Genomic DNA, 22,801 nt, shown 5'->3' on the forward strand with positions numbered 1-22,801 from the left:
ACAGGAGATGACCATGCAGTACCTGGTTTCCGTGATCGACGACAACAACGACCTCGCCACCCCCGACGAGATGACCGCGATCGACGAGTACAACGACGGGCTCCGGGCCGATGGCCACTGGGTCTTCGCCGGCGGTCTCGCGGGGCCCGACTCGGCCACCGTGGTCGACAACCGGGTCGGGGAGGCCCTGTTCACCGACGGGCCGTTCGTCGAGACGAAGGAGTACATCATCGGTTTCTGGATCATCGAGGCGCCCGACCTGGACGTGGCGCTCAAGCTCGCCGCGGCCGGGTCGAAGGCGTGCAACCGCAAGGTCGAGGTGCGGCCGTTCCTGTGAGTGGGACCGGCGTCCGGGAGGCGATCATCCAGGCTCATCGGGAGGAGTGGGCCCGGGTGGTCGCCTCCCTGGCCCGGCGTTTCGGTGATCTCGACATCGCCGAGGAGGCGGCGGCCGAGGCGTTCGCCACGGCCGTCGAGCGCTGGCCGGGCGAGGGCGTGCCGCCCAACCCGGGCGGCTGGCTGACCACCACCGCCAACCGCAAGGCGATCGACCGGATCCGGCGGGAGAACAAGCGCGACGACAAGCAGCGGGAGGCGCAGATGTGGTACCACGACGACGTACCCGAGCCACCCGGCGCCATCGGCGATGTCCGTCTCCGGCTGATCTTCACCTGCTGTCATCCGGCGCTCGCGATCCAGACCCGTGTCGCGGTGACCCTGCGCCTGGTCGCCGGCCTGACGGTGCCCGAGATCGCCCGTGCCTTCCTGGTGCGGGCGACCACGATGGAACAGCGGATCACCCGCGCCAAAGCCAAGATCAAGGCGGCTCGCATCCCCTACCGGGTGCCGTCCGCGGAGGATCTCCCCGCCCGCATCTCCGGCGTGCTCGCCGTCCTCTTCCTGGTGTTCAACGAGGGCTACCTGACGACCGGTTCCGGCGCCGAGCCCGTACGCCACGAGCTGACCGCCGAGGCGATCCGGCTCACCCGCCTGATCCGCGCCCTGCTGCCCGGCGACGGCGAGGCGACCGGGCTGCTGGCGCTGATGCTGCTCACCGAGGCCCGCCGCACCGCCCGGGTGTCGGCGGCCGGCGACCTGGTCCCCCTCGAGGAGCAGGACCGCGGGGCCTGGGACGCGGCGCTGATCGCCGAGGGCCATCGGCTCGTGCGGGAGCGCCTGGCGACCGGGGAGGCGCCGGGCCGCTACCAGATCCTCGCGGCGATCAACGCCGTGCACACCTCCGCCCGCGACGTGCGCGACACCGACTGGTCCCAGGTCGTCGCCCTCTACGACCAGCTCGTCCGCCTCGACCCTTCACCGATCATCGCCCTCAACCGGGCCGTCGCGGTCGCGGAGCTCGACGGCCCGGAGGTGGCGCTGGTCGCCGTCAACCGCCTCGGCGACCGGCTGGACGGCTACCACGTTTACCACGCGGCCCGCGCCCACCTGCTGCGCGGGCTCGGCCGCGGCGAGCAGGCCCGCGCGGCGTACGACCGGGCCATCGAGCTCACCGGCAACCCCGCCGAGGCCGCCCACCTCCAGCGCCGCCGCGACCAGCTGCCTCACGAGTAGCGCCACGTCATTGCGTGACACGCACTTGATGCGTGCCACGCAAGTTGTGGTCTATGCTGCCGGTCGTGGACATGCGCGAGCGCAACAAACTGGCGGTGCGCGAGGCGATCGGCGAGGCGGCGCTGCGGCTCGCGCTCGATCAGGGCCCCGACGGCCTCGTGCTGGTGCGGGTCGCCGACATCGCCTCGGCCGCCGGGGTGGCGCCGCGCACCTACAACAACTACTTCTCCAGCCTCCCGGAGGCGATCTGCTCGTTCCAGGCCGATCGGGCCCGGCTGGTGGGCGACGCGCTGCGAGCCCGCCCGAGCTCCGAGCCGCTCCCCCGGGCGATCACGGCCGCCGTGGTCGAGGTCTTCGCGGAACCGGAACCGGACCGCGCGGGCCTCGCGCTGATCCTGCGGACGCCGGCGCTCGCGGGCGAGGCGCTCAAGGCGTTCGCGCTGGCCGAGGAGCCCCTCACCGAAGCGATCGCCGAGCGCTGCGACGGGAAGCTGCGCGCTCAGGTGCTGGCCGCAGGCGTCGCGGCCGCCGTGCGCGTCGCCGGCCGGCACTGGCTCGACACCACCGATCCGCCGCCGTTCGCCGAGGTGCTCCGAGCGGCCCTCGCACACCTTCTGCCGGGAGAGGACCTTCGATGAGCCGGATCGGTCTGGGCGCCATGCGCCTCGCGCTGGGACGCGCCGTGCCCCCGCCCGCAGACGCCATCGCGCTGTTGCGGCGCGCGGTGGAGCTGGGCGTGGATCACATCGACACCGCGGGAAACTACGGCTTCGGCGAGTCCCAGGCCCACGAGCTCATCAGGAAAGCCCTTCATCCGTACGCCGAGAGCCTGGTCATCGCCACGAAGGTGACCGGCGGCGACCTGCGCGCGCAGGTGGAATCGGATCTGCGCCGGCTCGGCGTCGAACGGCTCGACCTGGTCTACCTGCGGACGACGGGCCTGGCCGCGCCCGGCGGCGAGCCGATCGGCGAGCGCTTCGCGGCCCTCGCCGAGATGCGCCGCGAGGGCCTGATCCGCGACCTCGGCGTCAGCCACGTCGACGCCGCCCAGCTGGCCGAGGCGCAGGCCGTGGAGCCCGTCGCGGCCGTGCAGAACCAGTTCCATGTGCACCACCGGGCGAACGCGGACGTCCTGGCCCGCTGCGAGAAGGCGGGCATCGCGTTCCTGCCCTACTTCCCGCTGGGCGGCGGCGGAGCGAAGATCGACCACTCCCGGCTCGAGGCGGTAGCCGCCCGCCACAACGCGACCACCAGCCAGGTGGCGCTGGCCTGGCTGCTGGCCGTCTCCCCGGCGGCGAGGCCGATCCCCGGCACCACCTCGATCGCCCACCTGACCGAAAACCTGGCGGCCGCAGGCCTTCACCTGGCGGACGACGATATGGCCGAGCTGCTCTGATCAGAGAGGTTCGGGGGTCGCGGTCGTCGTCTGTGGACGGCGGCCGGAAATTGTCGTACCCGGCTGTTCTACTGGGCCCCACCCAGGTGCCGGGGCGGGGGAGGCCTGTGGGCCGCCGGGTGATCCGAAATTCTTGTGGCGATCAGTGGCTGGGCGGGGCGTGCCATGGCCGGGGGTCGTGGGTGGGTGCGGTGGGTGCGGCCCGTCGCGCTGAGCCCTGGGGGATCCCGCGATGTGGCGGTCGCGGCCAGTCTGTGGGACGCACTCCCACCGCCTGGCCGGGTGTCCTGCTGAGTGGGCGGATGGCCCATGGTGCGGGAAAGATCCCGGGCGAGCGACGGGAATATCCGCTTATATCGACCGGCTGTTGATCGAGGGCGGCCAACGCTGATGAGTTCCCGTTCGCGGCGAACCGCCACCTATCAAGATCTCCACCCGCGGGCGCAGCAGCTGCGAGAGGGCCATGCGGCCGATGTACGTGGCGGCCCGCCCACCCGCCTCCACCGCGGCCACGGCTCAGCGCGCCCGCAACAGGTGATGGCGCAGGTCGCGGGTCTCGCCGGTGACCGGGCGAGCGGCCAGGATGCACGTGTCGTCGTCCGGGTTGGCCTGGCGCAGACGGGACAGCAGCTGCGCGAGGGGCTGTTGCGGCGACGCCCGGACGGCCTCGTCGACCGTGCGGATCGCCTGCGCGAGGCCGTCGTCGAAGCCGCGGCGGCGATGCTCGACCAGGCCGTCGGTGTACAGCAGCAGCAGGTCGCCGATGTGGAACGCCAGGCGGGACGTCGGGTAGACCGCGTCGTCGACCACGCCGAGCATCGGCCCCGGCGGGCGCTCGAGGGGCGTGGTGTGACCGCCCCGGCTGAGCAGCGGCGGCGGGTGGCCGGCCTGGGCCCACACCACCTCCATGCGTTGCGGATCGAACCGGGCGACCACCGCGGTCGCCGACAGCTCGGGATTCTCCCGTTCCAGCTCGCACGTGAGCCGGTTGAGCTGCCCGAGCAGGATGCCGGGGTCGGAGGTGGCGACGGCCAGGGCGCGCAGCGCGTGCCGCAGCTGGGCCATGGTGGTCGCCGCGGGCGTGCCGTGGCCGGCCACGTCGCCGACCGCGAGCAGCACCGAGCCGTCGCGCATGCGGGTCGCCTGGTACCAGTCGCCGCCGACCAGGCTCTCGCGGCCGGCCGGCAGGTAGCGCAGGGCGACCTTCAGGCCGGGGAACTCGATCGGGCCGTCCGGGATCGGCAGGATGATGCGTTGCAGGCGGCCGGCCAGCTCGTGCTCGTCGGCGAGCTGGCGTTCCACCTCGGCCAGGCGGCGGGCGTCGTTCTCGCGGTCGGTGACGTCCTGCACGATGCCGTAGATGCGCAGCGGGCGGCCGGCGGTATCGCGGACGGCGTCGGCGACGGTGCGCAGGAACTTGACCCGGCCGCCGATCCGCACGCGGGTGGTGACGTCGACCTGGGCGGAGCGGTCGAAGGCCTCGAGCGCGGCCCGGATCAGCGGCGCGTCCTCGGCGACGGCGAGCGCGTCGGACTCGTCGCGGCTCAGCGGGCCCAGACCGGGGTCACGCTCGTAGATCCGGTACAGGTGCTCGGACCAGAAGATGTCGCCGGTGATCAGATCCCATTCGCCCCAGCCGAGGTTGCCCAGCCGCTCGGTGCCCTCGACCCGCGAGGCGGAGGGGCCGGTCTGGTCGTGGCGGGTCCAGTTGAGCAGCAGGCCCTGGCCGAGGCGGTGGGCGCGCAGGGTGTACTGATGGTCGCCGTAACGGAACGGCCCGACCGCGGCGGGGCAGCCGGTGTCGAGGACGCCCTGGTAGACGTCCCAGCGCCCACTGTCGGGAGCGGACGGGAACTGCAGGCTGGCGCGGCGACCGATCAGCTGCGAGCCGCGCAGACCGTCGGGGGTGGACGCCTCGGGCGTGGTCGCGGCCCAGATCAGGTCGGTGATCCGGCCGGTGGTGTCGCGCTCGGGGGTCAGGTAGCCGCACATGCCGGGGGTCACGTCGAGCACCCGCTGCACCACGGTGAGCCACGGCTCGAACCGCTGGGTGGGCGGCGGCGGGAAGCTGGAGACCAGCGGGGGTATCGACCGCTCGGCGACCGTCTCGGCGACGTCGAGCAGGCTGATCACGCCGTGCGCCACGTCGAGCGGCTCGCGGCGCTGGTCGGCGGCCATCCGCAGCAGGTGGCGGCGCGCCTCGGCGATCCGGCAGCGGGCCCGCCCGGCGAGCAGCCCCACGGCACGCTCCACGATGGCGCGTTCCGTTTCGGCGGCAGCGGCGGGGCGCAGGCTGTTGACGGCTTCCGCGTACGCCTGTGCCACCGCGCCTCCCCGGCCTGAGATTCCGACGTGAACTGATCCGGCATCCTGCTTACGGCAACCGGCGCATGAATGTCATCGGCCGTTCATCCGGGTCGACACCCGACCTGCGGCCCGGGTGCACACAGATCACCCGAAGGGGACTCACATATCGAACAGGGCGCGCATCGCCTCGGTGAGGCGCACCATGCTGGCGCCGGTCACCATGCCGATCCGCTCGGCGCCGGTCGACGCGGGCAGCCGGCGCATGCGGTTGACCACCACGACCCCGGTGATCGGGTCCTGCTCGGTGAGGGCGACCGCGTACGGCGGAAGCTCGGTGGCCCCGCGCTGGCGGACGATGGGCGCGCAGAACGGCGCCGCGTTGTTCCGGTCGTTGTAGCTGTCGCCGGAGAGCACGAGGACGCGGTAGCGAAGATCGGTGCGGCTGCCGATGGTCCAGATCTCGCCACGCCGCATATCAGGACGTCCCGCTCGGCATGGCGATGAGCCTACCGCCGCGCGGATCTTCGGTGACGCGCAGCCCGCGGGCGCGCCCGGACCAGGCAATGGGGAAGACGGGGATCGAACCAAGATCGGCCCTGCCCCGTAGGTAAGGTCGAGGCGTTGCAAGCAGCTAGGGAAGGACGTCAATGATGTCGGAGAAGGCACAGATCGGGGTCACCGGTCTGGCGGTGATGGGGCGCAACCTGGCGCGCAACTTCGCCCGGCACGGTCACACCGTGGCCCTGCACAACCGCTCCTACGGCCGTACCAAGGAGCTGGTCGAGCAGTTCGGCCACGAGGGGAGCTTCATCCCGTCGGAGAGCGCCGAGGACTTCGTGGCCAGCCTCGAGCGCCCCCGCCGCGTGGTGATCATGGTGAAGGCCGGCGGACCGACCGACGCGGTGATCGACGAGTTCGCGCCGCTGCTCGAGCCCGGCGACATGCTGATCGACGCCGGCAACGCCCACTACCTCGACACCCGCCGCCGCGAGGCCGCGCTCAAGGAGAAGGGCCTGCACTTCGTCGGCGCGGGCGTCTCCGGCGGCGAGGAGGGCGCGCTGCACGGCCCGAGCATCATGCCCGGCGGCCCGAAGGAGTCCTACGACGCGCTGGGCCCGCTGCTCGAAGACATCGCGGCCAAGGTCGACGGCGAGCCGTGCTGCGTGCACGTGGGCCCCGACGGCGCCGGTCACTTCGTGAAGATGGTGCACAACGGCATCGAGTACGCCGACATGCAGCTCATCGCCGAGGCGTACGACCTGCTGCGCCAGGTCGGCGGCCACGGCCCGGCCGAGATCGCCGAGATCTTCAACGGCTGGAACGAGGGCCGGCTGGGCTCGTACCTCATCGAGATCACCGCCGAGGTGCTCAAGCAGGTCGACGCGGCCTCGGGCAAGCCGTTCGTCGACATCGTGCTCGACCAGGCCGAGCAGAAGGGCACCGGCCGCTGGACCGTGCAGGCGGCACTCGACCTGGGCGTCCCGGTCAGCGGCATCGCCGAGTCGGTGTTCGCGCGGGCCTTGTCCGGCGGCGCCGACGTGCGCAAGGCCGCGGCCGATGCCGGCCTGCCCGGCCCGAGCACCAAGGCGGCCGAGCACGCGGGTGACCTGCAGGCCGACGTCGAGCAGGCGCTGTTCGCCTCCAAGATCGTCGCCTACGCGCAGGGCTTCCAGCAGATCCAGGCGGCGTCGAAGGAATACGGCTGGAGCATCGATCCCGGCGCGATGGCCAAGATCTGGCGGGCCGGTTGCATCATCCGCGCCAAGTTCCTCGACTTCATCAAGCAGGCGTACGACAAGCAGCCCGAGCTCGCGACGCTGCTGGTCGACGACTACTTCCTCGACGCCGTCAGCGGCGCCCAGGACGCGTGGCGTCGCGTGGTCGCCACCGCGGCGGCCCAGGGCATCCCTTCACCGGGCTTTTCGTCGGCTCTCGCCTACTACGACGGCCTGCGCGCCAAGCGCCTGCCGGCCGCCCTGATCCAGGGCCAGCGCGACTTCTTCGGCGCCCACACCTACCACCGCGTCGACAAGCCCGGTTCGTTCCACACCCTGTGGGCCACCGACGACCGCAAAGAGGTCGACGCTTAGCCGATCACCGGGACGGGGCTGGCGTTCATCAGCGCGCCGGCCTCGTCGGCGGGCAGCGGCTTGGCCATGTAGAAGCCCTGGCCGAGCCGGTAGCCCATGTCGCGCAGGCGGTCCAGCTGGGCCTCGCTCTCGATGCCCTCGGCGACCGCCGACAGCTGCAGGTACTCGGCCAGCTGCGCCACCGCCGCCGCCACCGCCAGGCGACCGCGGTCCTCGCCGTCGGCGATGCCGTCGACGAACGACTTGTCGAGCTTGAGCACATCCACCGGGAACGCCCGCAGCAGCGACAGCGACGAATGCCCGGTGCCGAAGTCGTCGAGGGCCAGCCGGACGCCCATCTCGTGCAGCGCGTTGAGGGTCTCGCGCACCTGCCGCCCGTCGGCCACCGACGACTCGGTGATCTCCACGACCAGGTTGGCCGGGAGCAGGCCGGTGTCGCCGAGCACGGCGGCGACCTCGTCCACGAAGCCGGGCTCGCGCAGCTGGCGCACCGCGACGTTGACGTTGATCGCCTTGATGGCGCCGTCGCCGTGCTCGGCCTTCCAGCGGGCCAGCTGCTCGCAGGCCTCGCGCAGCACCCACGAGCCGAGCGGCACGATCAGCCCGGACCGCTCGGCGACCGGGATGAAGTCGCCGGGCGAGACGAACCCGCGCACCGGGTGCTTCCAGCGCACGAGCGCCTCGGCGCCGTGCAGCCGGCCGGTGACGATGTCGAAGACGGGCTGGTACAGCAGGTACAGCTCGTGGCGGATGATGGCGTTGTGCAGCTCGCTGCCGAGCCGGGCGTGGTTGACCACGTCCTGGCGCATCCGCGGCTCGAAGCGCACCCAGGCCGCCTTGCCGCCGGCCTTGGCCTGGTACATGGCGATGTCGGCGTTGCGCAGCACCTCGTCGGCGCTGTCGCCCGGTCCGGCGATCGCCACGCCGACGCTGGCGTGCGCGAGCAGGTGGTCCTCGCCCACCCGGAACGGCTCGGCCAGGGCCTGCAGGACGCGGGTGGCCGCGTCCTCGGCGGTCGTCACGTCGTCGGCGTCGAGCAGCACGGCGAACTCGTCGCCGCCGAGCCGGGCCGGCAGGTCACCGGCGGCGCTGTTGAGGCGCAGCCGCTGGGCGACCTGGTAGAGCAGCTGGTCGCCGAACGCCGGGCCCATCGTGTCGTTGACCGTCTTAAAGTCGTCGATGTCGATCAGCAGGACGGTGGCCGGGCGGTGGCCGCCGAGCCGCTCGGCGAGCGCGTTGCCGAACCGGGTGCGGTTGGCCAGCCCGGTCAGCGGGTCGGTCATCGCGAGGCGCTCGAGCTCGGCCTGCTGGGTGCGGATGCCGAGCAGCAGCCGCTTGTTCTCGCGCAGCCCGAGCAGCTGGCGCGCCACCACGCACACCACGATCAGCACCGCACCGACGATCACCGCACGCTCGCGGGTCTGCATGTCCCGCGCCGACACGGTGATGACCAGGCCCGCGGTGGTGGTGACGGCCAGGAACGGCAAGAAGTCCCACAGCGTACGGCGGGAGCGCGGCGCCCCCGCGACGACGGGCTGGGGGGTGGCCAGCACGATGCGCTGCCGGTACGCGGCGGCGGTGAAGGCGATCGCGACCAGGGGGCCGCCGAGCACCGCCAGGGCCAGCCGGGGTCCGGGCGGGCCGGCGATCAGCATGACGGCCATGAGCACCGCGACGACCGGGGCGATCGCGAGCAGTCGCAGGGCCAGGGAGTCGACCGGGGCGCCGGGCACGGCCGCGGCCTTGCCGATGATCACCAGGCCGACGAGCCCGGCCACGCCGACCGAGCCGGCCGCGACCCGGGCGCTGAGCTCGGTGCCGGCCGGGGCGAAGCTCAGCACGACGTACCAGAAGATCAGGGTGCCGGCGACCGCGACCGTGACCGTGTCGAGCAGGGTCCGCAGCCAGGAGAGCGCGGATTTGTCGCTCAGCGGCAGCCGGCCGAGCGCGAACATGCCCCAGAAGATGCCGACGACGTTCGGCACGGCCGTGTACAACGACATGCCGACGTCGTTGTTGGCCAGCACGACCGCGGCGCCCGAGGCGAACAGCAGCAGGATCGAGGCGTGCGAGATCTGCCGCCAGAACGCCCGCACCGGGCGGGAGATCTTGATCTGGGAGCCGATCCGCTGGCACGCGAAGAACGAGGCGACCAGGGCCAACGGGGCGCCGAGGTACCCGGGCACGAGGTTGCCCGAGTCGTGCACGACCAGCCACACCGACACGTACGCTACGCAGGCGATCGCCACGAGCACGGGTCCGAGCCCGCCGCCGAGCCGGATCCGGGCGGCGCGCACCACGGGACTTGACATGCGCTCCCTCGGCTCCCGATTCGGTAGGTCCGTTGCGGCATACCTGTCGGCCGGGAGCCGGAAGAACTGAGAGAATCGGTTTCGGGTAGGCGGCTCAGCCCTTCAGGGCGGCGGAGACCACCGCGCGGGCCTCCTGCTGGATGCGGGCGAGGGCCTCGGGACCGTGGAACGACTCGGCGTAGATCTTGTAGACGTCCTCGGTGCCGGACGGGCGGGCCGCGAACCAGCCGGACGCGGTGGCGACCTTGAGCCCGCCGATCGCGGCGCCGTTGCCGGGCGCGGTGGTGAGCACCGCGATGATCGGCTCGCCGTCCAGCTCCTTCGCGCTGACCTGGGCCGGCGAGAGCTTGGCGAGCACCGCCTTCTCCTCGCGGGTGGCGGGCGCGTCGATCCGGGCGTACGCGGGCTCGCCGAACTTCGCGGTCAGGTCGCGGTAGTGCTCGCTGGGCGTGCGCCCGGTGACCGCGATGATCTCGGAGGCGAGCAGGTCGAGGATGATGCCGTCCTTGTCGGTGGTCCAGGCCGAGCCGTCGAGACGCAGGAACGACCCGCCGGCGCTCTCTTCCCCGCCGAAGCCGACCTCACCCGACAGCAGGCCCGGCACGAACCACTTGAACCCCACCGGCACCTCGTCGAGGCGGCGGCCCAGCTCGCCGGCCACCCGGTCGATCATCGAGGAGGAGACCAGGGTCTTGCCGATCGCGGCGCCCGACGGCCAGCCCGGCCGCTTGCCGAACAGGTAGTTGATCGCGACGGCCAGGTAGTGGTTGGGGTTCATCAGCCCCGCGTCCGGCGTGACGATGCCGTGGCGGTCGGCGTCCGCGTCGTTGCCGGTGGCGACCTGGAACTTGTCCTTCTGATGGATCAAGGACGCCATCGCGGACGGGGAGGAGCAGTCCATCCGGATCTTGCCGTCCCAGTCGAGCGTCATGAAGCCGAACGTCGGATCGACCCGCGGGTTCACCACGGTCAGGTCGAGGCCGTGCCGCTCGGCGATCTCGCCCCAGTAGGCGACGCTGGCCCCGCCGAGCGGGTCGGCGCCGATGCGCACGCCGGCCTGCCGGATCGCCTCGAGATCGATCACCGAGGGCAGGTCGGCGACGTACTCGCCGAGGAAGTCGTAACCGGTGACCTGCGCCGACGTGCGCGCCCGGTCAGCCGGCACCCGGCGTACCTCCTTGAGGCCCGCCGCGATGAGCGCGTTGGCGCGGTCCTGGATCCACTTGGTGGCGTCGGTGTCGGCGGGGCCGCCGTTGGGCGGGTTGTACTTGAAGCCGCCGTCGGCGGGCGGGTTGTGCGAGGGGGTCACCACCACGCCGTCGGCGAGCCCGCTCGTACGGCCGCGGTTGTAGGCCAGGATCGCCCGCGACACCGCCGGGGTCGGGGTGTAGCCGTCGCGGCTGTCGATCAGCGTGGTCACGTCGTTGGCCGCGAGCACCTCGATCGCCGTGATCATGGCGGGCTCGCTGAGCGCGTGCGTGTCGCGGCCGAGGAACAGCGGCCCGTCGGTGCCCTGCGCGCGGCGGTACTCGACGATCGCCTGGCTGGTGGCGGCGATGTGGTCCTCGTTGAACGCCGTGTTCAGGCTCGACCCGCGATGCCCGGATGTCCCGAATGCCACCCGCTGACCGACCTCGGCCGGGTCGGGGTGCTCGGTGTAGTAGCGCGAGATCACCCTCGGCACGTCGATGAGATCGCGGGCCTCGGCGGGGGTCCCGGCACGGGGATCAACGGACATTGGTGGCCTCCAAAGGAGCAGGTACCCTGCCTGGCAGCCTATCGATACCCGGTTGAACCTTTCCGATACAGGATCCGAACTACTAGATGTGACGAGGGCTGTGCGCGTACTTTTGGTTGTTTTTGTCGCCCTCGGCGCCCTCTTCGCTGCCCCCGCCGGCCCGGCCAGCGCCCACGCCGCGCTCCTCGGCTCCACGCCCGCGCCCGGCAGCGTCATCGGCAGCTCGCCCACCGAGATCGTGGTGACGTTCAGCGAGGGGATCACCCCGGTCAGCGGCCGCGTGCAGGTGCTCGACCCCGACGGCAAGCGGATCTCCGGCACGCCCACGGTCTCGGGCGCCACGCTGCGCATCCCGGTCCGGCGCGCCGGGCAGCCGCTCGGCACGTACCTGGTCAGCTACCGGGTGATCTCCGCGGACAGCCATCCGGTCGGCGGCGCGATCACGTTCTCGGTCGGCGCGCCCTCGGCCTCGCCGCCGGCGCCGGCCGACGAGAAGACCCATCGTTCGGTCGCGGTGGCGACTCCGGTCACGCGCTTTCTCGGGTACGCCGGGCTGACGCTCGCCGCCGGGCCGGTGCTGTTCCTCGCGTTCCTGTGGCCGCGGCGCCGATCCCGCGCGGGCGCGGCGCGGCTCGCGTACGCGGGATTGGGTCTGATCTTCGTGGCGACGCTCGCGTCGCTGTGGACGCAGGCGCCGGCCAGCAGCGGCTCGGCCCTCTGGGATGTCTCGGGCGCCGAGCTCGGGCAGGTCCTGACCAGCGCCTACGGCCTCACGCTGATCGCCCGCCTCGCCGTGCTCGCGATCATCGCCGGTCTCGTGCCGCCGCTGCTGCGCGCCCGCACGTCCCGCCCGCGCGGCATCGCCCTCGCGGTGCTCGCGCTCGGCGGGCTGGTCACCTGGCCGCTGACCGGGCACGCCGCCGCCTCGCCGCTGTCGCCCGCGATCGTCGCCTCCGACGTCGTGCACATGGCGGCCATGGGCGTCTGGATCGGCGGCTTGATCACGCTGAGTGTCTTCCTGCTGCGCCGCACCGACCCGCGTGTGCTCGGCGTCGTGTTGCCCGCCTGGTCACGCTGGGCAGCCTTGTCGGTCGTCTGGCTGGTGGCCGGCGGCGTGGTGCAGGCGGTCGTGCAGGTCGGCTCGGTGCCGGCGCTCTGGCGCACCGACTACGGCCGGCTGCTGATCGCCAAGGTCGCCGTGCTCGCCCTGGTGCTCGGCACCGCCTTCTTCGCCCGCCGCATGGTCAACCGGCGGCAGGTCGTGACCGCGGGCCCCGCCCGGATGCTCCGCGCGGTCGGGATCGAGGTGCTCGCCACCGCCGTGATCCTCGGGCTCAGCGCCGTGCTCGTGCAGGTCAACCCCGGTCGCAGCGCCTCGGTCGACCAGGGCGCGGTCCGCGACGACGGAGTGTCGCAGACGCTGACCTGCCCGCTGTACACGCTGCAGTTCAACATCTTCCCGACCCAGGTCGGCGACGCCAACACGATCCACGCGTTCGTCTACACCCCCGCCGGGGCGCCGCTGCCGGCCGACGAGTGGACCGTGACCTCGCAGTTGCTCGGGCGCGACCTCGAGCCGGTCACCGAGCCGCTGCTCCCGCTGCAGCCCCGGCACCATGCGGCCGGTTCGATCACGTTCCCGTTCCCCGGCCAGTACGAGATCAAGTTCACCGTGCGCATCGGCGAACTCGACCAGGCGACCGTCAAGACCACGATTTCGGTCCCGGCGGATACCTCGACGAGGTGACTTTCGGTCACCTTCTGGGCAGAGATAGGGCCTGACGCCCGTCCCTTGCCCGCACCGGAGGTAAACCGCCGTGCACGTGTCCGTCGTCGGCAACCCCGACGCCTCGGTCGTGGTCGCCGTCCGGGGAAACCTGGATCTCGACAGCGCCACCGTCCTGACCACCACCCTCGACCAGATCCTCGACCGGCCGGCCGCGCGCGTCGTGGTCGACCTGTCCGGGGTCGAGTTCTGCGACTCCACCGGCCTGTCGGCCTTCGTCGTCGGCCACAACCGCGCCGTCGCGACCGGCGGCTGGCTCCGCCTGGCCGCACCCAACCCGTTCCTGGCCGACCTCCTCGAGACCGTGGGGCTGGCCCCGCGCGTCGGCGTCTACCCGACGGTCGCCGACGCCCTGGCCGCGCCGGCGGGCTGAGGATCTGGCCGGCTGACCGGTTGTCTACTCTCGCGACGTGCTGATCCTGCTGCCGCCGTCCGAGGGCAAGACCCCCGCGCCATCCGGTGACCCCGTCAACCACGACGAGCTGTGGCTACCTCGCCTGGCCACGGCCCGCAAACGGGTCCAGACCCGCCTGGTGGCGCTGAGCAGGCGCACCAGCGCCCGCGCGGTGGCGGAGTCCTTGCAGGTGCTCGGCCTGACCGACGGCCTGAAGCCCGAGCTGGCCCGCAACGCCACACTGCAGCACGCGCCCGCGGCCCGAGCCTCCCTGGTCTACACCGGCGTGCTGTACGAGGCGCTCGAGCCGGAGACCCTGGACGGCGCGGCCCGCGACTGGCTCGACCGCACGGCGGTGGTCTTCTCCGGCCTGTGGGGCGTGGTCCGGCTTGCCGACCGGATCCCGGCATACCGTCTCTCGGTGGGCGTGACCCTGCCGCCACCGGTCGGCGGGCTCACGGCGTACTGGAAGAAGCATTTGAAGCCGGCGCTCGACCCGGCGGCCGCCGACGGCCCGGTGCTCGATCTGCGATCCGGCGCCTACGCCGCGATGTGGGCGCCGCCGGCCCGCACCTCGGCGACCGTGCGGGTCCTGCACGAACGGCTGGTCGGCGGCTCGCCCCAGCGGTCGGTGGTGAGCCACTTCAACAAGGCGACCAAGGGCCGCATGATCCGCGCGCTGGCCACGGCCGCCGCCGAGCCCTGCTCCGTCGACGAGGTCGTCACCGCGCTGAAGGACCTCGGCCACCAGGTCGAGGAGGTGCCGATGCCGGCGGGCAAGCCCCGCCAGCTCGACGTGATCGTGCGTGACCTGTAGTCGCTGCGCCGCTCGTTGCTTGGCCGCTCGTCGCTGCGCCGCTCGTTGCTTGGCCGCTCGTCGCTGCGCCGCTCGTTGCTTGGCCGCTCGTCGCTGCGCCGCTCGTTACTTGGCCGCGAGGATGTCGACGACGAAGCGGAGGTCGCCGCGGGACTCGCCGTAGGCCAGGGCCGCGGGAACGTCCAGCTGGATCCGGCTGCCGACCTTCTGACCGGGGATGCCCTGGTCCCAGCCCTGGATCACGGCGCCGACGCCGATCTGGGTGCTGAACGGCTCGCCGCGCGACCACGAGGAGTCCATGACCTCGCCGGTCTTGTAGTTGACCAGCGTGTAGTTCGCGGTGATCGTCTGGCCCTTCTGGACGGCCGGGCCGGTGCCCTTGACCAGCGGCGTCACCACGATCTTGGTGAGGGTGCCCTGGCCGCCCTTGACCACCGGCTCCTTGGCCAGCGCCGCTGGGGTGTTCACCTGCGCCGGGGCCGGCTCGGTGGCCTGGGGCGGCGCGGTGTCCTGCGCCGCTTGCGAGGGAGCGGCGGCCGGCGGGCCGGCCGGAGCGGCCACAGGCGACTTGTCGGAATTATCATGCCGGACCACGAAGAACACGACGGCCAGGACGATGACGACGGCCACCCCCGCGATCGCGCCCGCGAACGCCTGCCCGCGGCGCTTCGCCGACTCCGCGCTGCTCGGCTGCACGGTCTGGGTGCTCATATGCTGTCGGCTCTCTGGTAGGGGACGCTGGGGAAACTTCGGACACGGTACCCGTAGCCGGACACGGCCCCGCGGCAAACCTCCTCCGAACCGCCAGTGCGGGTGATCGGCCTTTCGGATCGTCACTCAAATAGTTCTTCACCGTCACTGCGTGAAATGAGATCGTTTACCGGCTCACTCAGCGAGACCAAGCGAAAAAGATTCACGGCCGGGCGGGGCCGTGCGAACGACCAGGGGAGGGTCGGTTTGCCGTCGACCGGTAAAGGTCGCCTACCCGCGCGCCGCGGCGGTCCGAATCGACGGACCGCACACATCGGATTCCGACGTGCTACAGACTCCCCCGAGGGGGAGTCCCGCGACCGGCGCGGGTGGAACGAGCTGTTGTCGTCCGGCCTGGTGATCCTGGCCGGCGTGATCGTCGTGATCGGCTTCGGCATCGTGGCCAGCCGGGCCATGCGCTCGGATCACGACAATCCGTTGCCCGATCCGCCGCCGACCGCCGCGCTCGGCGGCGTCACGCTGCCCAGCGCCAGCCCGGGCGGGCTGATCCCGCTGGGCTCGCCGTCGCCGTCGCCCACCCCCTCGTCCGCCTCGCCGACGCCGTCGTTGTCGCCGTCGACATCACGGCCGCCCAGCAAGAAGCCGGTGGACCAGGGCGCCATCGCCATCGCGGCGGGCGGGGCGCCCTCGACGGTCGACCTGACCGCCGAGGGAACCCGGGACTGGGTGCACTGGGGTGAGGACGGGACCTTCTCCCTGGAGAGGAACAAGAACGGCGGGTTCGCGATCCTGGAGGGGACGCCGACCGCGCCCCGGTTCCGGCACGCGCTGAGCCCGTCGCGTTTCGCGTGGACCGGCGGTGACCCGGTGGACCACAGCGACGGGACGCCCACCGGCATCCGCACGTGCGGGGCCGGGAACGGTTTCACCATCTCGGCGCCGGCGTCGACGACCAACCGGACCCTGCGGCTCTACCTCGGCGTCGTGTCGGCGAAGGGGGTGTTGCAGGCCCGGTTGTCGGCCGGCAATGCGACATCCTCGGCCACGGCGGAGCAGCGGGACGGGCAGTTCCAGGCGGTGGTCTACACGATCACCTACCGGGCGCCGAAGGCCGCGAAGATCAATCTGACGTGGACGACCGCCCAGGCCTTCGGGAGCGGCTGCGGCGGGGTGGCGCTCGATGCCGCCACATTGCACTGATTTTTCTGCTTTTTTGCGTGGGATAAACGAAAAAGGGGACATAGTGTTCGCGGGCTGGGGATCGTGGGTCGCCCGCTTCCGGTGGCCGGTGCTGACCGTCGCGCTTGTCGCGGTGATCAGCGCCGGCGTCTGGGGGCTGGGTGTTTTCGGTGAGCTGACCGAGGGCGGCTACAACGACCCGAACAGCGAGTCCACCCATGCCGCGGAGGTCGTGCGGGACACGTTCGGCGCGCAGGGCGGCGACCTCGTCGTCATCTACACCCCGGCCAAGGGCAAGATCGACGACCCGGCGCTGGCGAAACGGGTCAAGGACTCGCTGGCGAAGCTGCCGAAATCGGCGGTCACCGGCGCCACCTCGTACTGGTCGTCGAAGTCCGCCCAGTACACGGCCAAGAACAAGTCCAGCGCCATCGCGGTGATCACCCTGGCCGGCGACGACGACACCGCGAAGCTCGAGGCGTACCGCGAGATCGACGACAAGTTCGCGGTCGAGGGCGCGACGGTGCAACTCTCCGGCGCGACCACGCTCGCCGACGCGTCCTCGTCGCGCTCCACCGACGATCTCGGCACCGCCGAGGCGATCTCCGTGCCGATCACGCTGGTCCTGCTGGTGCTGATCTTCGGTTCGCTGGTGGCGGCGTCGCTGCCCGTGCTGGTCGGCGGCGCGGCGGTGCTGGGCTCGCTGGGCATCCTGCACGCGATCTCGGCCCACCACGACGTGAACTCGTTCGCGGTGAACGTGGCCAGCCTGCTCGGCCTCGGCATGGCCATCGACTACGGCCTGTTCATAGTGGGCCGCTTCCGCGAGGAGCAGGCCCAGGGCCGTACGCCCGCCGAGGCCGTCGCCCGCACGGTCGGCACGGCCGGCCGTACGGTGGTCTTCTCCGCCACCCTCCTGATGATCGCCCTCGCCGGCCTGCTGCTGTTCCCGCAGGGCTTCCTGAACTCGCTCGCCTACGGCGGCCTCGCCGCCGTGTTCCTGGCCGCGGTGCTCTCGCTCACGCTGCTGCCCGCGATGCTGGCGGTGCTCGGCCCCCGCGTCGACAAGCTCCCCGTACGTCTCCCCCGTCGTTCCGGCGCCGGCGCGCCCGGCAGCGGCTGGGAGAAGCTGGCCGCCTTCGTGCTGCGCCGCCCGCTGGCGGTGGCGGTGCCGATCCTCGCGTTCCTGCTGCTGCTGGCGTTCCCCATCCGGCACGTGAGCTTCGGCGAGAGCGACGAGCGGATCCTGCCGGCCGGCGACCCCGCGCGCGTCGCCGTCGAGACGCTCAAGGCGGACTACCCCCAGTTCACCGGCGACAGCGTGCAGATCGTGCTGCGCAACGCGTCCACGTCGGCGGACTTCGCCGTGCAGCTGCGGCAGATCCTCGGCATCACCCAGATCAGCGCGGCCCGCAAGGACAAGGGCGTCACCCTGTTCACCGCGACGCTGAAGACCCAGGACGCCTACAGCGCCGAGGCCCGCGACGTCGTCGAGGCGATCCGCGCCATCCCCGTGCCGACCGGCGCGCAGTTGCTGGTCGGCGGCACCACGGCCCGCAACGTGGACAGCCTCGACGCGACCGCGGACCGCCTCCCGTGGATGGTCGGCCTGCTGGTGGGCGCGACCCTGATCCTGATGTTCCTGGCGTTCGGCTCGGTGCTGCTGCCCATCAAGGCGGTGCTGATGAGCGCCCTGAGCCTGTGCGCCACCTTCGGCCTGCTCGTCTGGATCTTCCAGGAGGGCCACGGCTCGGGCCTGCTCGATGTCAGCCCCGCTCCCCTCGAGGTCGGCATCGTGGTCCTGATGGCCGCCGTGGTGTTCGGCCTGTCCACGGACTACGAGGTGTTCCTGCTCTCGCGCATGGTCGAGGCCCGCACGAGAGGCGCGTCGACCGACGAGGCGGTGACCACCGGCCTGTCCCGCACCGGCCGCGTGATCAGCGCCGCGGCCCTCCTGCTGATCGTCGTGACCGGCGCCTTCGCATTGTCGGCCGTGACCACCATGCGCTTCGTAGGCGTAGGCATGATCATCGCCCTGCTCCTGGACGCGACGGTGGTCCGCATGCTCCTGGTGCCGGCGGTGCTCCGCCTGCTGGGCGACGCGGCGTGGTGGGCCCCCGGCCCGCTGCGGCGGCTTCAGCAGCGTGCGGGCCTCACCGGGTACGAGCAGCCCGCGGCCCCCGCGGTCGCGCCCGGCCGGCACGCGGCCCCCGACGACACCCAGATCATCCGGTACGCCCCGTACGGCGCCGGCACCCGAGCCCTGCCGGTCGCCGCTTCGGCCTCTTCCGCCGTTCCGGCCGCCGACTCGGATCGTCACGCCCTACCGGCGGGTTCCTCGCCGTTCGCCCTGCCCGCCGGCTCCCTGTCGGCGGACGACGCGACGCAGGTCTTCGCCCGCTTCGAGGACACGGCCGTCATCAGCCTGGCCGGCTCCCCGCCGCTGGAGGAGGTCGAGGCCGAGACAGTCCCCGACGACACCCCCGCGGCCCCCTCATCGGCCGACGACGACTCCATCGTCGACGCCCTGATCCTCGACGACGAGCCCCCGTTGCCGGAGCCTGGCTCCACCGCTGAGGACGGGCCGTCGTTCGCCGCCGTGGCCGGGGACGACGCTTTCCGGGACGTGGCCGACGAGGACACACCGGCCTTCGCCGAGGCGGCAGAGGCCCGCCCGTGGAACTTGCCGACGGGCCAGTCCAGCACCCCATACGTCGCCGGCAACCCGGCCTCGTCCGATTTGACCACGTGGCGCCCCACGGACCCGTCCCACGAGTCCCACGCCCCCCGCGCCGACTGGACCGTGGCCGACGACGACGGCTTCTTCTTCAGCCCACCAAGCGCCCCCGGCACGACCACCCCACCGGCCCTCCCGCCGGCGCTCCCCGCCGACCCGAGCCCCTACGACAGCCCGTGGACTCCCCCGTCCTCGTACATCCCTCCGTCCTCGTACATCCCTCCGCTGGACGAGGCTCTCGAGCCGCTCCCCCGGCTGGACGACGCCCGGGAGCCCAGCAGCCAGGACTCCGCGCGAACCGTCCAGGACGAGCCGGTCCCCACCGAGCCGGAGGCCGCGGACGAGTCGTTCGCCGAGCCTGTCCCTGCTCCCGAGAGCTTCGAGTCGACCGGCGGATCCGTCATCTACCGCCCGTTCGTGACCGAGGCCGCCGGCCACGTGACTCCGGACGAGCCCGTGGCCGCCGCCGACCAGATCTCGGCCCACCAGCCCGTAGTCGCCGACGGCGAGCTCTCGACCCGCCCGGTGGACGAACCCACCGCCGACGAGCTCGCTCCGCTGACGGCGGACGAGCCGGCGACGGCCGCTGAAACCGTCGAGCCGGCGCCGACCGTGGATCTGGCCGGCCGCGCGGCGCGGCGTCCTTCGTCGCTCGCCGATCAGTTCCCCTCCCGGCGACCGGCGAACACGGTGAGTAGGCCTGCCGATCTCGATGCGTATGCCCAGGCCGGCGCCTCCGAGCTGGTAGGGAACCCGCCACCGCAACCGATCGGCCTCGATGGGCAGACATCGGCGCGCCGCCCAGCTACGCTCGGCGATCAACCGCTCCCCCGGCGGCCCATCCCCTCCCTTCCGGAGCAGCAGTCCATGACCGAGCCACAGCCGCAGCCGCAAGCCGCTGCCGGGCCGGCTGCCTCAGCGCCGGCCGACATACCCACATCGCCCGAGCCGCCGGCGCCCGCCACCACACAGGCGCCCGCCGCGGCAACGCACCCAGCACCCGCACAGCCAGCACCCGCACAGCCAGCACCCGCACAGCCAGCACCTGCACAGCCAGCACCTGCACAGCCGGCACCCGCACAGCCGGCGCCCGCACCGAGCTCGGCGCCCGCGCCGGAAGCTTTGCCCGTGCGGCCGGCGGCAAGCACGCCGGCTTCACCCACGCCGCATTCGCCCGCGCCGGGCAAGGCTCTCGTGGCGAAGGCCTCCACTGTGGTGCCGGCGGTGGTGCGCCGTCCCGCCGATCTGGCGGATCACCTGCGGGAATCGCGACCGGCCGATCTCAGCGACTACACGTCGGGGAAGATCCCGCGGATGCGGCGGCCGGTGGAGGAGCCGCCGCCGGTGCAGCGGCCGGCCACGCTGGCCGACCATCTGTCGGCGCGGACGCCGGGCGAGGAGGCCACGCGCGATCTGCGCGACCACGCCACCCAGGAATGACACCCGTCCCGCGGCCGCCGCAACGTACGTTGCCCGGCGGTCGCGGGCAGATCACCGCCACCATGTCCGCAGCAGAGCCGCGGAGGCACGGGCCGCGATCAGCGGAAGATCAGGCCGCCGCCCACCTCGATCACCTGGCCGGTGAGGGCGCCGGACCCGTCCGAGACCAGCAGGCGCAGGGTGGCGACCAGGTCCTCGGGAACCAGCGACCGGGGAATGGCCTGGGTGGCGACCAGCGGGGCGTGGGTCTCGGCCTCGCGGCCGGCCGCCAGCTCCGCCTCGCCCTCGGTGCGGATGGCGCCCGGCGAGAGCGCGTTGACGGTGATCCCGGCCGGGCCCAGGGTGCGGGCCAGCGAGCGGGTCAGGCCGATCAGCGCGGCCTTGCTGGAGACGTAGGACGGACCCGACGGGCCGCCCATGCGGACCGTCGGCGAGACGACGTTGACAATACGGCCCCAGCCTCGCTCGGCCATCCCCACGCTCAAGGCCTGGGTCAGCAGCATCGGCGCTGTCACGTTGACGGCGAAGGTCTTCTGCCACTCGTCGAGCGGGAGCACGCCGATGTCGACGTTCGAGGCCTTGGCGGCGTTGTTGATGAGAACGTCGACCGGTCCCGCCGCCGTGGCCAGGGACCGCACCGCCGCCGGGTCGGCGAGGTCGGCGTCGAGGAGCTCGGCCTTGGCGCCCAGGTCGCGGCACAGGCCGGCCACCGTCTCGGCCTCCGCGGCGGCGTCGAGGTGGTGCAGCAGCAGGATGTTCCCGGGGCGGGCCAGGCCCACGGCGAGGGCGGCGCCGATGCCGCGGCGGGCGCCCGTGATCAAAATCCGCTGACCCATGTCGTTCACCTTATGCGGATGCCGGCTCACCTGCGGCTCGGCCGGGGTCCGGCTTCCGTGGGACGGAGGCCGGACCCAGCACAAACGTCAGAGTCCCAGGGCGTTGAACAGGTACAGCCAGACCTCGCTGCGCGTGGGGAAGGCCGGAATGGCGTGCCGCAGCCGTCGCAGCGGGACCTCACCCACGATCGCGATGGTCGCGGCCTGCAGGAAGTCGGCCACCTCGGAGCCGGTGAACGTGACGCCGACCAGCACCTGCCGGTCCTCGTCGATCACGAACCGGCATGTGCCCTGGCCGCCGCCGGTGAACGCGCCACCCGCGTTGGCCTCGGTCCCGATGTCGACGACACGCACCTTGATCCCGGCGGCGGCCGCGTCCGCCGCCGTGTAGCCCACCGCCGCCACCTCCGGCTCGGTGAAGATCACGCGCGGCGCCCGGGGGCCGTCCGCCAGGTGCTCGACCACCATGTCCTGGCCCTGGATGTCGGCGGCCGCGATCGCCGCCTGGTACTTCGCCATGTGCGTGAACAGCGACCGCCCGTTCAGGTCGCCCACCACATAGAGCCAGTCCTTGCCCGGCACCCGCATCCGATCGTCCACGTCGATGTAGCCGTCGACGTCCAGGCCGAGGTCACGCGACTGCGGCGTCCGGCCGGCCGCCACCATCACCTGGTCGGCGGTGGCCGTGCTCCCGTCCGAGAGCGTCACCGTGACCTTGTCGCCGTCGCGGCGCACGGCGGTCGCCCACTGCCCGGTGCGGATGTCCACGCCCTGCGCCGTCAGCGCCTCGGTGACCTGCACGCACGCGAACTCCTCCTCGCGCGACAGCAGCCGGTGCTCCCCCTCGACCAGCGTCACGTGGCACCCGAGCGACGCGTACGCCTGGGTCATCTCCGCCCCGACCACCCCGCCGCCGATCACGACCAGTGAGTCCGGCAGCGAAGAGGCCGTGGTGGCCTCGCGATTCGTCCACGGCGACGCGTCCCGCAGCCCGTCGATGTCCGGGATGTTGGCCACCGTGCCCCCGGCGAGGATCACCGCCTTGCGCGCCGACAGGGTCTCGCCGGCCACCTGGACCTGCTTTTCCCCCGCGATCCGTCCCCGGCCGCGCACGAGCGTGATCCCACGGTCGGTCAGCCACGGCACCTGCCCGGCGTCGTCGAGGTGCCCGATGTTGTCGTCGCGCTTCGCGAGGACCGCGGCCACGTCGAGCTTGCCGGTGACCGCCTCGCGCACCCCGGGCACCCGCCGCGCCTCGGCGAGCAGCTCACCGGGACGCAGCAGCGACTTCGACGGTATGCACGCGTAGAAGGAGCACTCGCCGCCGACCTTGTCGGCCTCGACGATCGCCACCGACAGCCCTGCCTCGGCCAGCCGTCCCGCGGCGACCTCGCCCCCGGGCCCGGCCCCGACGACCACCACATCAAAAGTCTGCATACCTTTCATGATTCCCGAGCCGCCGGGCCGGGGAGCACTCAGTGTCGAT

At 72.3% G+C, this 22,801-nt stretch carries 17 protein-coding genes; 10 read left to right on the top strand and 7 right to left on the bottom strand.

The features are described from left to right. The first annotated feature begins 13 nt into the window (after positions 1–13). The 4 genes from ACIA5D_RS19460 (at position 14) to ACIA5D_RS19475 (ending at position 2,968) form a co-directional block, all read left to right on the top strand. Complete coding sequence (locus ACIA5D_RS19460; RefSeq protein ID WP_396031365.1) at positions 14–337, top strand: YciI family protein; 324 nt, start codon at positions 14–16, stop codon at positions 335–337. Further along, positions 334–1,572, top strand: a complete 1,239-nt coding sequence (locus tag ACIA5D_RS19465; RefSeq protein WP_396031366.1) for an RNA polymerase sigma factor — start codon at positions 334–336, stop codon at positions 1,570–1,572. The genes ACIA5D_RS19460 and ACIA5D_RS19465 overlap by 4 nt, the downstream gene beginning before the upstream one ends. Positions 1,573–1,643: 71 nt before the next feature. Beyond that, on the top strand, positions 1,644–2,210 hold the full coding sequence (locus ACIA5D_RS19470; protein ID WP_396031690.1) for a TetR/AcrR family transcriptional regulator: 567 nt from the start codon (positions 1,644–1,646) through the stop codon (positions 2,208–2,210). Then, positions 2,207–2,968, top strand: a complete 762-nt coding sequence (locus tag ACIA5D_RS19475) for an aldo/keto reductase (protein ID WP_396031368.1) — start codon at positions 2,207–2,209, stop codon at positions 2,966–2,968. Before ACIA5D_RS19470 ends, ACIA5D_RS19475 begins: the two co-directional genes overlap by 4 nt. Before the next feature lie 516 nt (positions 2,969–3,484). Here ACIA5D_RS19475 and ACIA5D_RS19480 read toward each other — a convergent pair. Further along, on the bottom strand, positions 3,485–5,293 hold the full coding sequence (locus tag ACIA5D_RS19480; protein ID WP_396031370.1) for a SpoIIE family protein phosphatase: 1,809 nt from the start codon (positions 5,291–5,293) through the stop codon (positions 3,485–3,487). Positions 5,294–5,434: 141 nt separating this feature from the next. Further along, positions 5,435–5,749 (bottom strand): type II toxin-antitoxin system PemK/MazF family toxin, encoded by a 315-nt coding sequence (locus ACIA5D_RS19485; RefSeq protein WP_396031371.1) that lies wholly within the window; start codon positions 5,747–5,749, stop codon positions 5,435–5,437. A 176-nt stretch (positions 5,750–5,925) separates the two neighbouring features. Between ACIA5D_RS19485 and gndA the strand changes: the two genes are divergently transcribed. Then, positions 5,926–7,365: an NADP-dependent phosphogluconate dehydrogenase gene (gene gndA / locus ACIA5D_RS19490; RefSeq protein WP_396031373.1), complete on the top strand. Its 1,440-nt coding sequence runs from the start codon at positions 5,926–5,928 to the stop codon at positions 7,363–7,365. On the opposite strand, the gene ACIA5D_RS19495 is transcribed toward gndA, so the two are convergent. After that, positions 7,362–9,677, bottom strand: a complete 2,316-nt coding sequence (locus tag ACIA5D_RS19495) for a putative bifunctional diguanylate cyclase/phosphodiesterase (RefSeq protein ID WP_396031375.1) — start codon at positions 9,675–9,677, stop codon at positions 7,362–7,364. The genes gndA and ACIA5D_RS19495 overlap by 4 nt on opposite strands. 94 nt (positions 9,678–9,771) lie before the next feature. Continuing rightward, the gene (gene pgm, locus ACIA5D_RS19500; protein ID WP_396031377.1) at positions 9,772–11,415 is read right to left on the bottom strand and encodes a phosphoglucomutase (alpha-D-glucose-1,6-bisphosphate-dependent); all 1,644 of its coding nucleotides are present in this window, start codon (positions 11,413–11,415) and stop codon (positions 9,772–9,774) included. A gap of 100 nt (positions 11,416–11,515) precedes the next feature. On the opposite strand from pgm, the gene ACIA5D_RS19505 reads away from it, so the two are divergent. The 3 genes from ACIA5D_RS19505 (at position 11,516) to ACIA5D_RS19515 (ending at position 14,412) form a co-directional block, all read left to right on the top strand. Further along, complete coding sequence (locus ACIA5D_RS19505) at positions 11,516–13,162, top strand: copper resistance CopC/CopD family protein (protein ID WP_396031379.1); 1,647 nt, start codon at positions 11,516–11,518, stop codon at positions 13,160–13,162. Between the two features lie 70 nt (positions 13,163–13,232). Beyond that, the gene (locus tag ACIA5D_RS19510) at positions 13,233–13,574 is read left to right on the top strand and encodes an STAS domain-containing protein (RefSeq protein WP_396031381.1); all 342 of its coding nucleotides are present in this window, start codon (positions 13,233–13,235) and stop codon (positions 13,572–13,574) included. A 37-nt stretch (positions 13,575–13,611) separates the two neighbouring features. After that, positions 13,612–14,412: a YaaA family protein gene (locus ACIA5D_RS19515; RefSeq protein ID WP_396031383.1), complete on the top strand. Its 801-nt coding sequence runs from the start codon at positions 13,612–13,614 to the stop codon at positions 14,410–14,412. A 105-nt stretch (positions 14,413–14,517) separates the two neighbouring features. On the opposite strand, the gene ACIA5D_RS19520 is transcribed toward ACIA5D_RS19515, so the two are convergent. Further along, positions 14,518–15,123, bottom strand: coding sequence for an FKBP-type peptidyl-prolyl cis-trans isomerase (locus ACIA5D_RS19520; protein ID WP_396031385.1), 606 nt, complete (start codon positions 15,121–15,123; stop codon positions 14,518–14,520). 381 nt (positions 15,124–15,504) lie between these two features. On the opposite strand from ACIA5D_RS19520, the gene ACIA5D_RS19525 reads away from it, so the two are divergent. Together ACIA5D_RS19525 and ACIA5D_RS19530 are read left to right on the top strand one after the other, a co-directional pair. Further along, positions 15,505–16,323, top strand: coding sequence for a hypothetical protein (locus tag ACIA5D_RS19525; RefSeq protein ID WP_396031386.1), 819 nt, complete (start codon positions 15,505–15,507; stop codon positions 16,321–16,323). Positions 16,324–16,366: 43 nt separating this feature from the next. After that, the gene (locus ACIA5D_RS19530) at positions 16,367–20,479 is read left to right on the top strand and encodes an MMPL family transporter (protein ID WP_396031388.1); all 4,113 of its coding nucleotides are present in this window, start codon (positions 16,367–16,369) and stop codon (positions 20,477–20,479) included. Positions 20,480–20,577: 98 nt separating this feature from the next. On the opposite strand, the gene ACIA5D_RS19535 is transcribed toward ACIA5D_RS19530, so the two are convergent. Together ACIA5D_RS19535 and ACIA5D_RS19540 are read right to left on the bottom strand one after the other, a co-directional pair. After that, positions 20,578–21,315 carry an SDR family NAD(P)-dependent oxidoreductase gene (locus tag ACIA5D_RS19535; RefSeq protein ID WP_396031390.1) on the bottom strand — a complete coding sequence of 246 codons (738 nt, stop codon included), beginning with the start codon at positions 21,313–21,315 and terminating at the stop codon, positions 20,578–20,580. An 87-nt stretch (positions 21,316–21,402) separates the two neighbouring features. Then, positions 21,403–22,752, bottom strand: a complete 1,350-nt coding sequence (locus tag ACIA5D_RS19540; protein ID WP_396031392.1) for a dihydrolipoyl dehydrogenase family protein — start codon at positions 22,750–22,752, stop codon at positions 21,403–21,405. Positions 22,753–22,801 lie beyond the last annotated feature (49 nt).

Origin of the sequence: Actinoplanes sp. NPDC051513, from assembly GCF_044454685.1 — a bacterium.
Lineage (GTDB): Bacteria > Actinomycetota > Actinomycetes > Mycobacteriales > Micromonosporaceae > Actinoplanes.

Excerpts from the sequence above, each read along its gene's own strand:
- pgm (WP_396031377.1), bottom strand. The coding sequence starts at position 11,415 with ATGTCCGTTGATCCCCGTGCCGGGACCCCCGCCGAGGCCCGCGATCTC.
- gndA (WP_396031373.1), top strand. The coding sequence starts at position 5,926 with ATGTCGGAGAAGGCACAGATCGGGGTCACCGGTCTGGCGGTGATGGGG.
- ACIA5D_RS19475 (WP_396031368.1), top strand. The coding sequence starts at position 2,207 with ATGAGCCGGATCGGTCTGGGCGCCATGCGCCTCGCGCTGGGACGCGCC.
- ACIA5D_RS19460 (WP_396031365.1), top strand. The coding sequence starts at position 14 with ATGCAGTACCTGGTTTCCGTGATCGACGACAACAACGACCTCGCCACC.
- ACIA5D_RS19535 (WP_396031390.1), bottom strand. The coding sequence starts at position 21,315 with ATGGGTCAGCGGATTTTGATCACGGGCGCCCGCCGCGGCATCGGCGCC.
- ACIA5D_RS19470 (WP_396031690.1), top strand. The coding sequence starts at position 1,644 with ATGCGCGAGCGCAACAAACTGGCGGTGCGCGAGGCGATCGGCGAGGCG.
- ACIA5D_RS19495 (WP_396031375.1), bottom strand. The coding sequence starts at position 9,677 with ATGTCAAGTCCCGTGGTGCGCGCCGCCCGGATCCGGCTCGGCGGCGGG.
- ACIA5D_RS19485 (WP_396031371.1), bottom strand. The coding sequence starts at position 5,749 with ATGCGGCGTGGCGAGATCTGGACCATCGGCAGCCGCACCGATCTTCGC.
- ACIA5D_RS19520 (WP_396031385.1), bottom strand. The coding sequence starts at position 15,123 with ATGAGCACCCAGACCGTGCAGCCGAGCAGCGCGGAGTCGGCGAAGCGC.
- ACIA5D_RS19540 (WP_396031392.1), bottom strand. The coding sequence starts at position 22,752 with ATGCAGACTTTTGATGTGGTGGTCGTCGGGGCCGGGCCCGGGGGCGAG.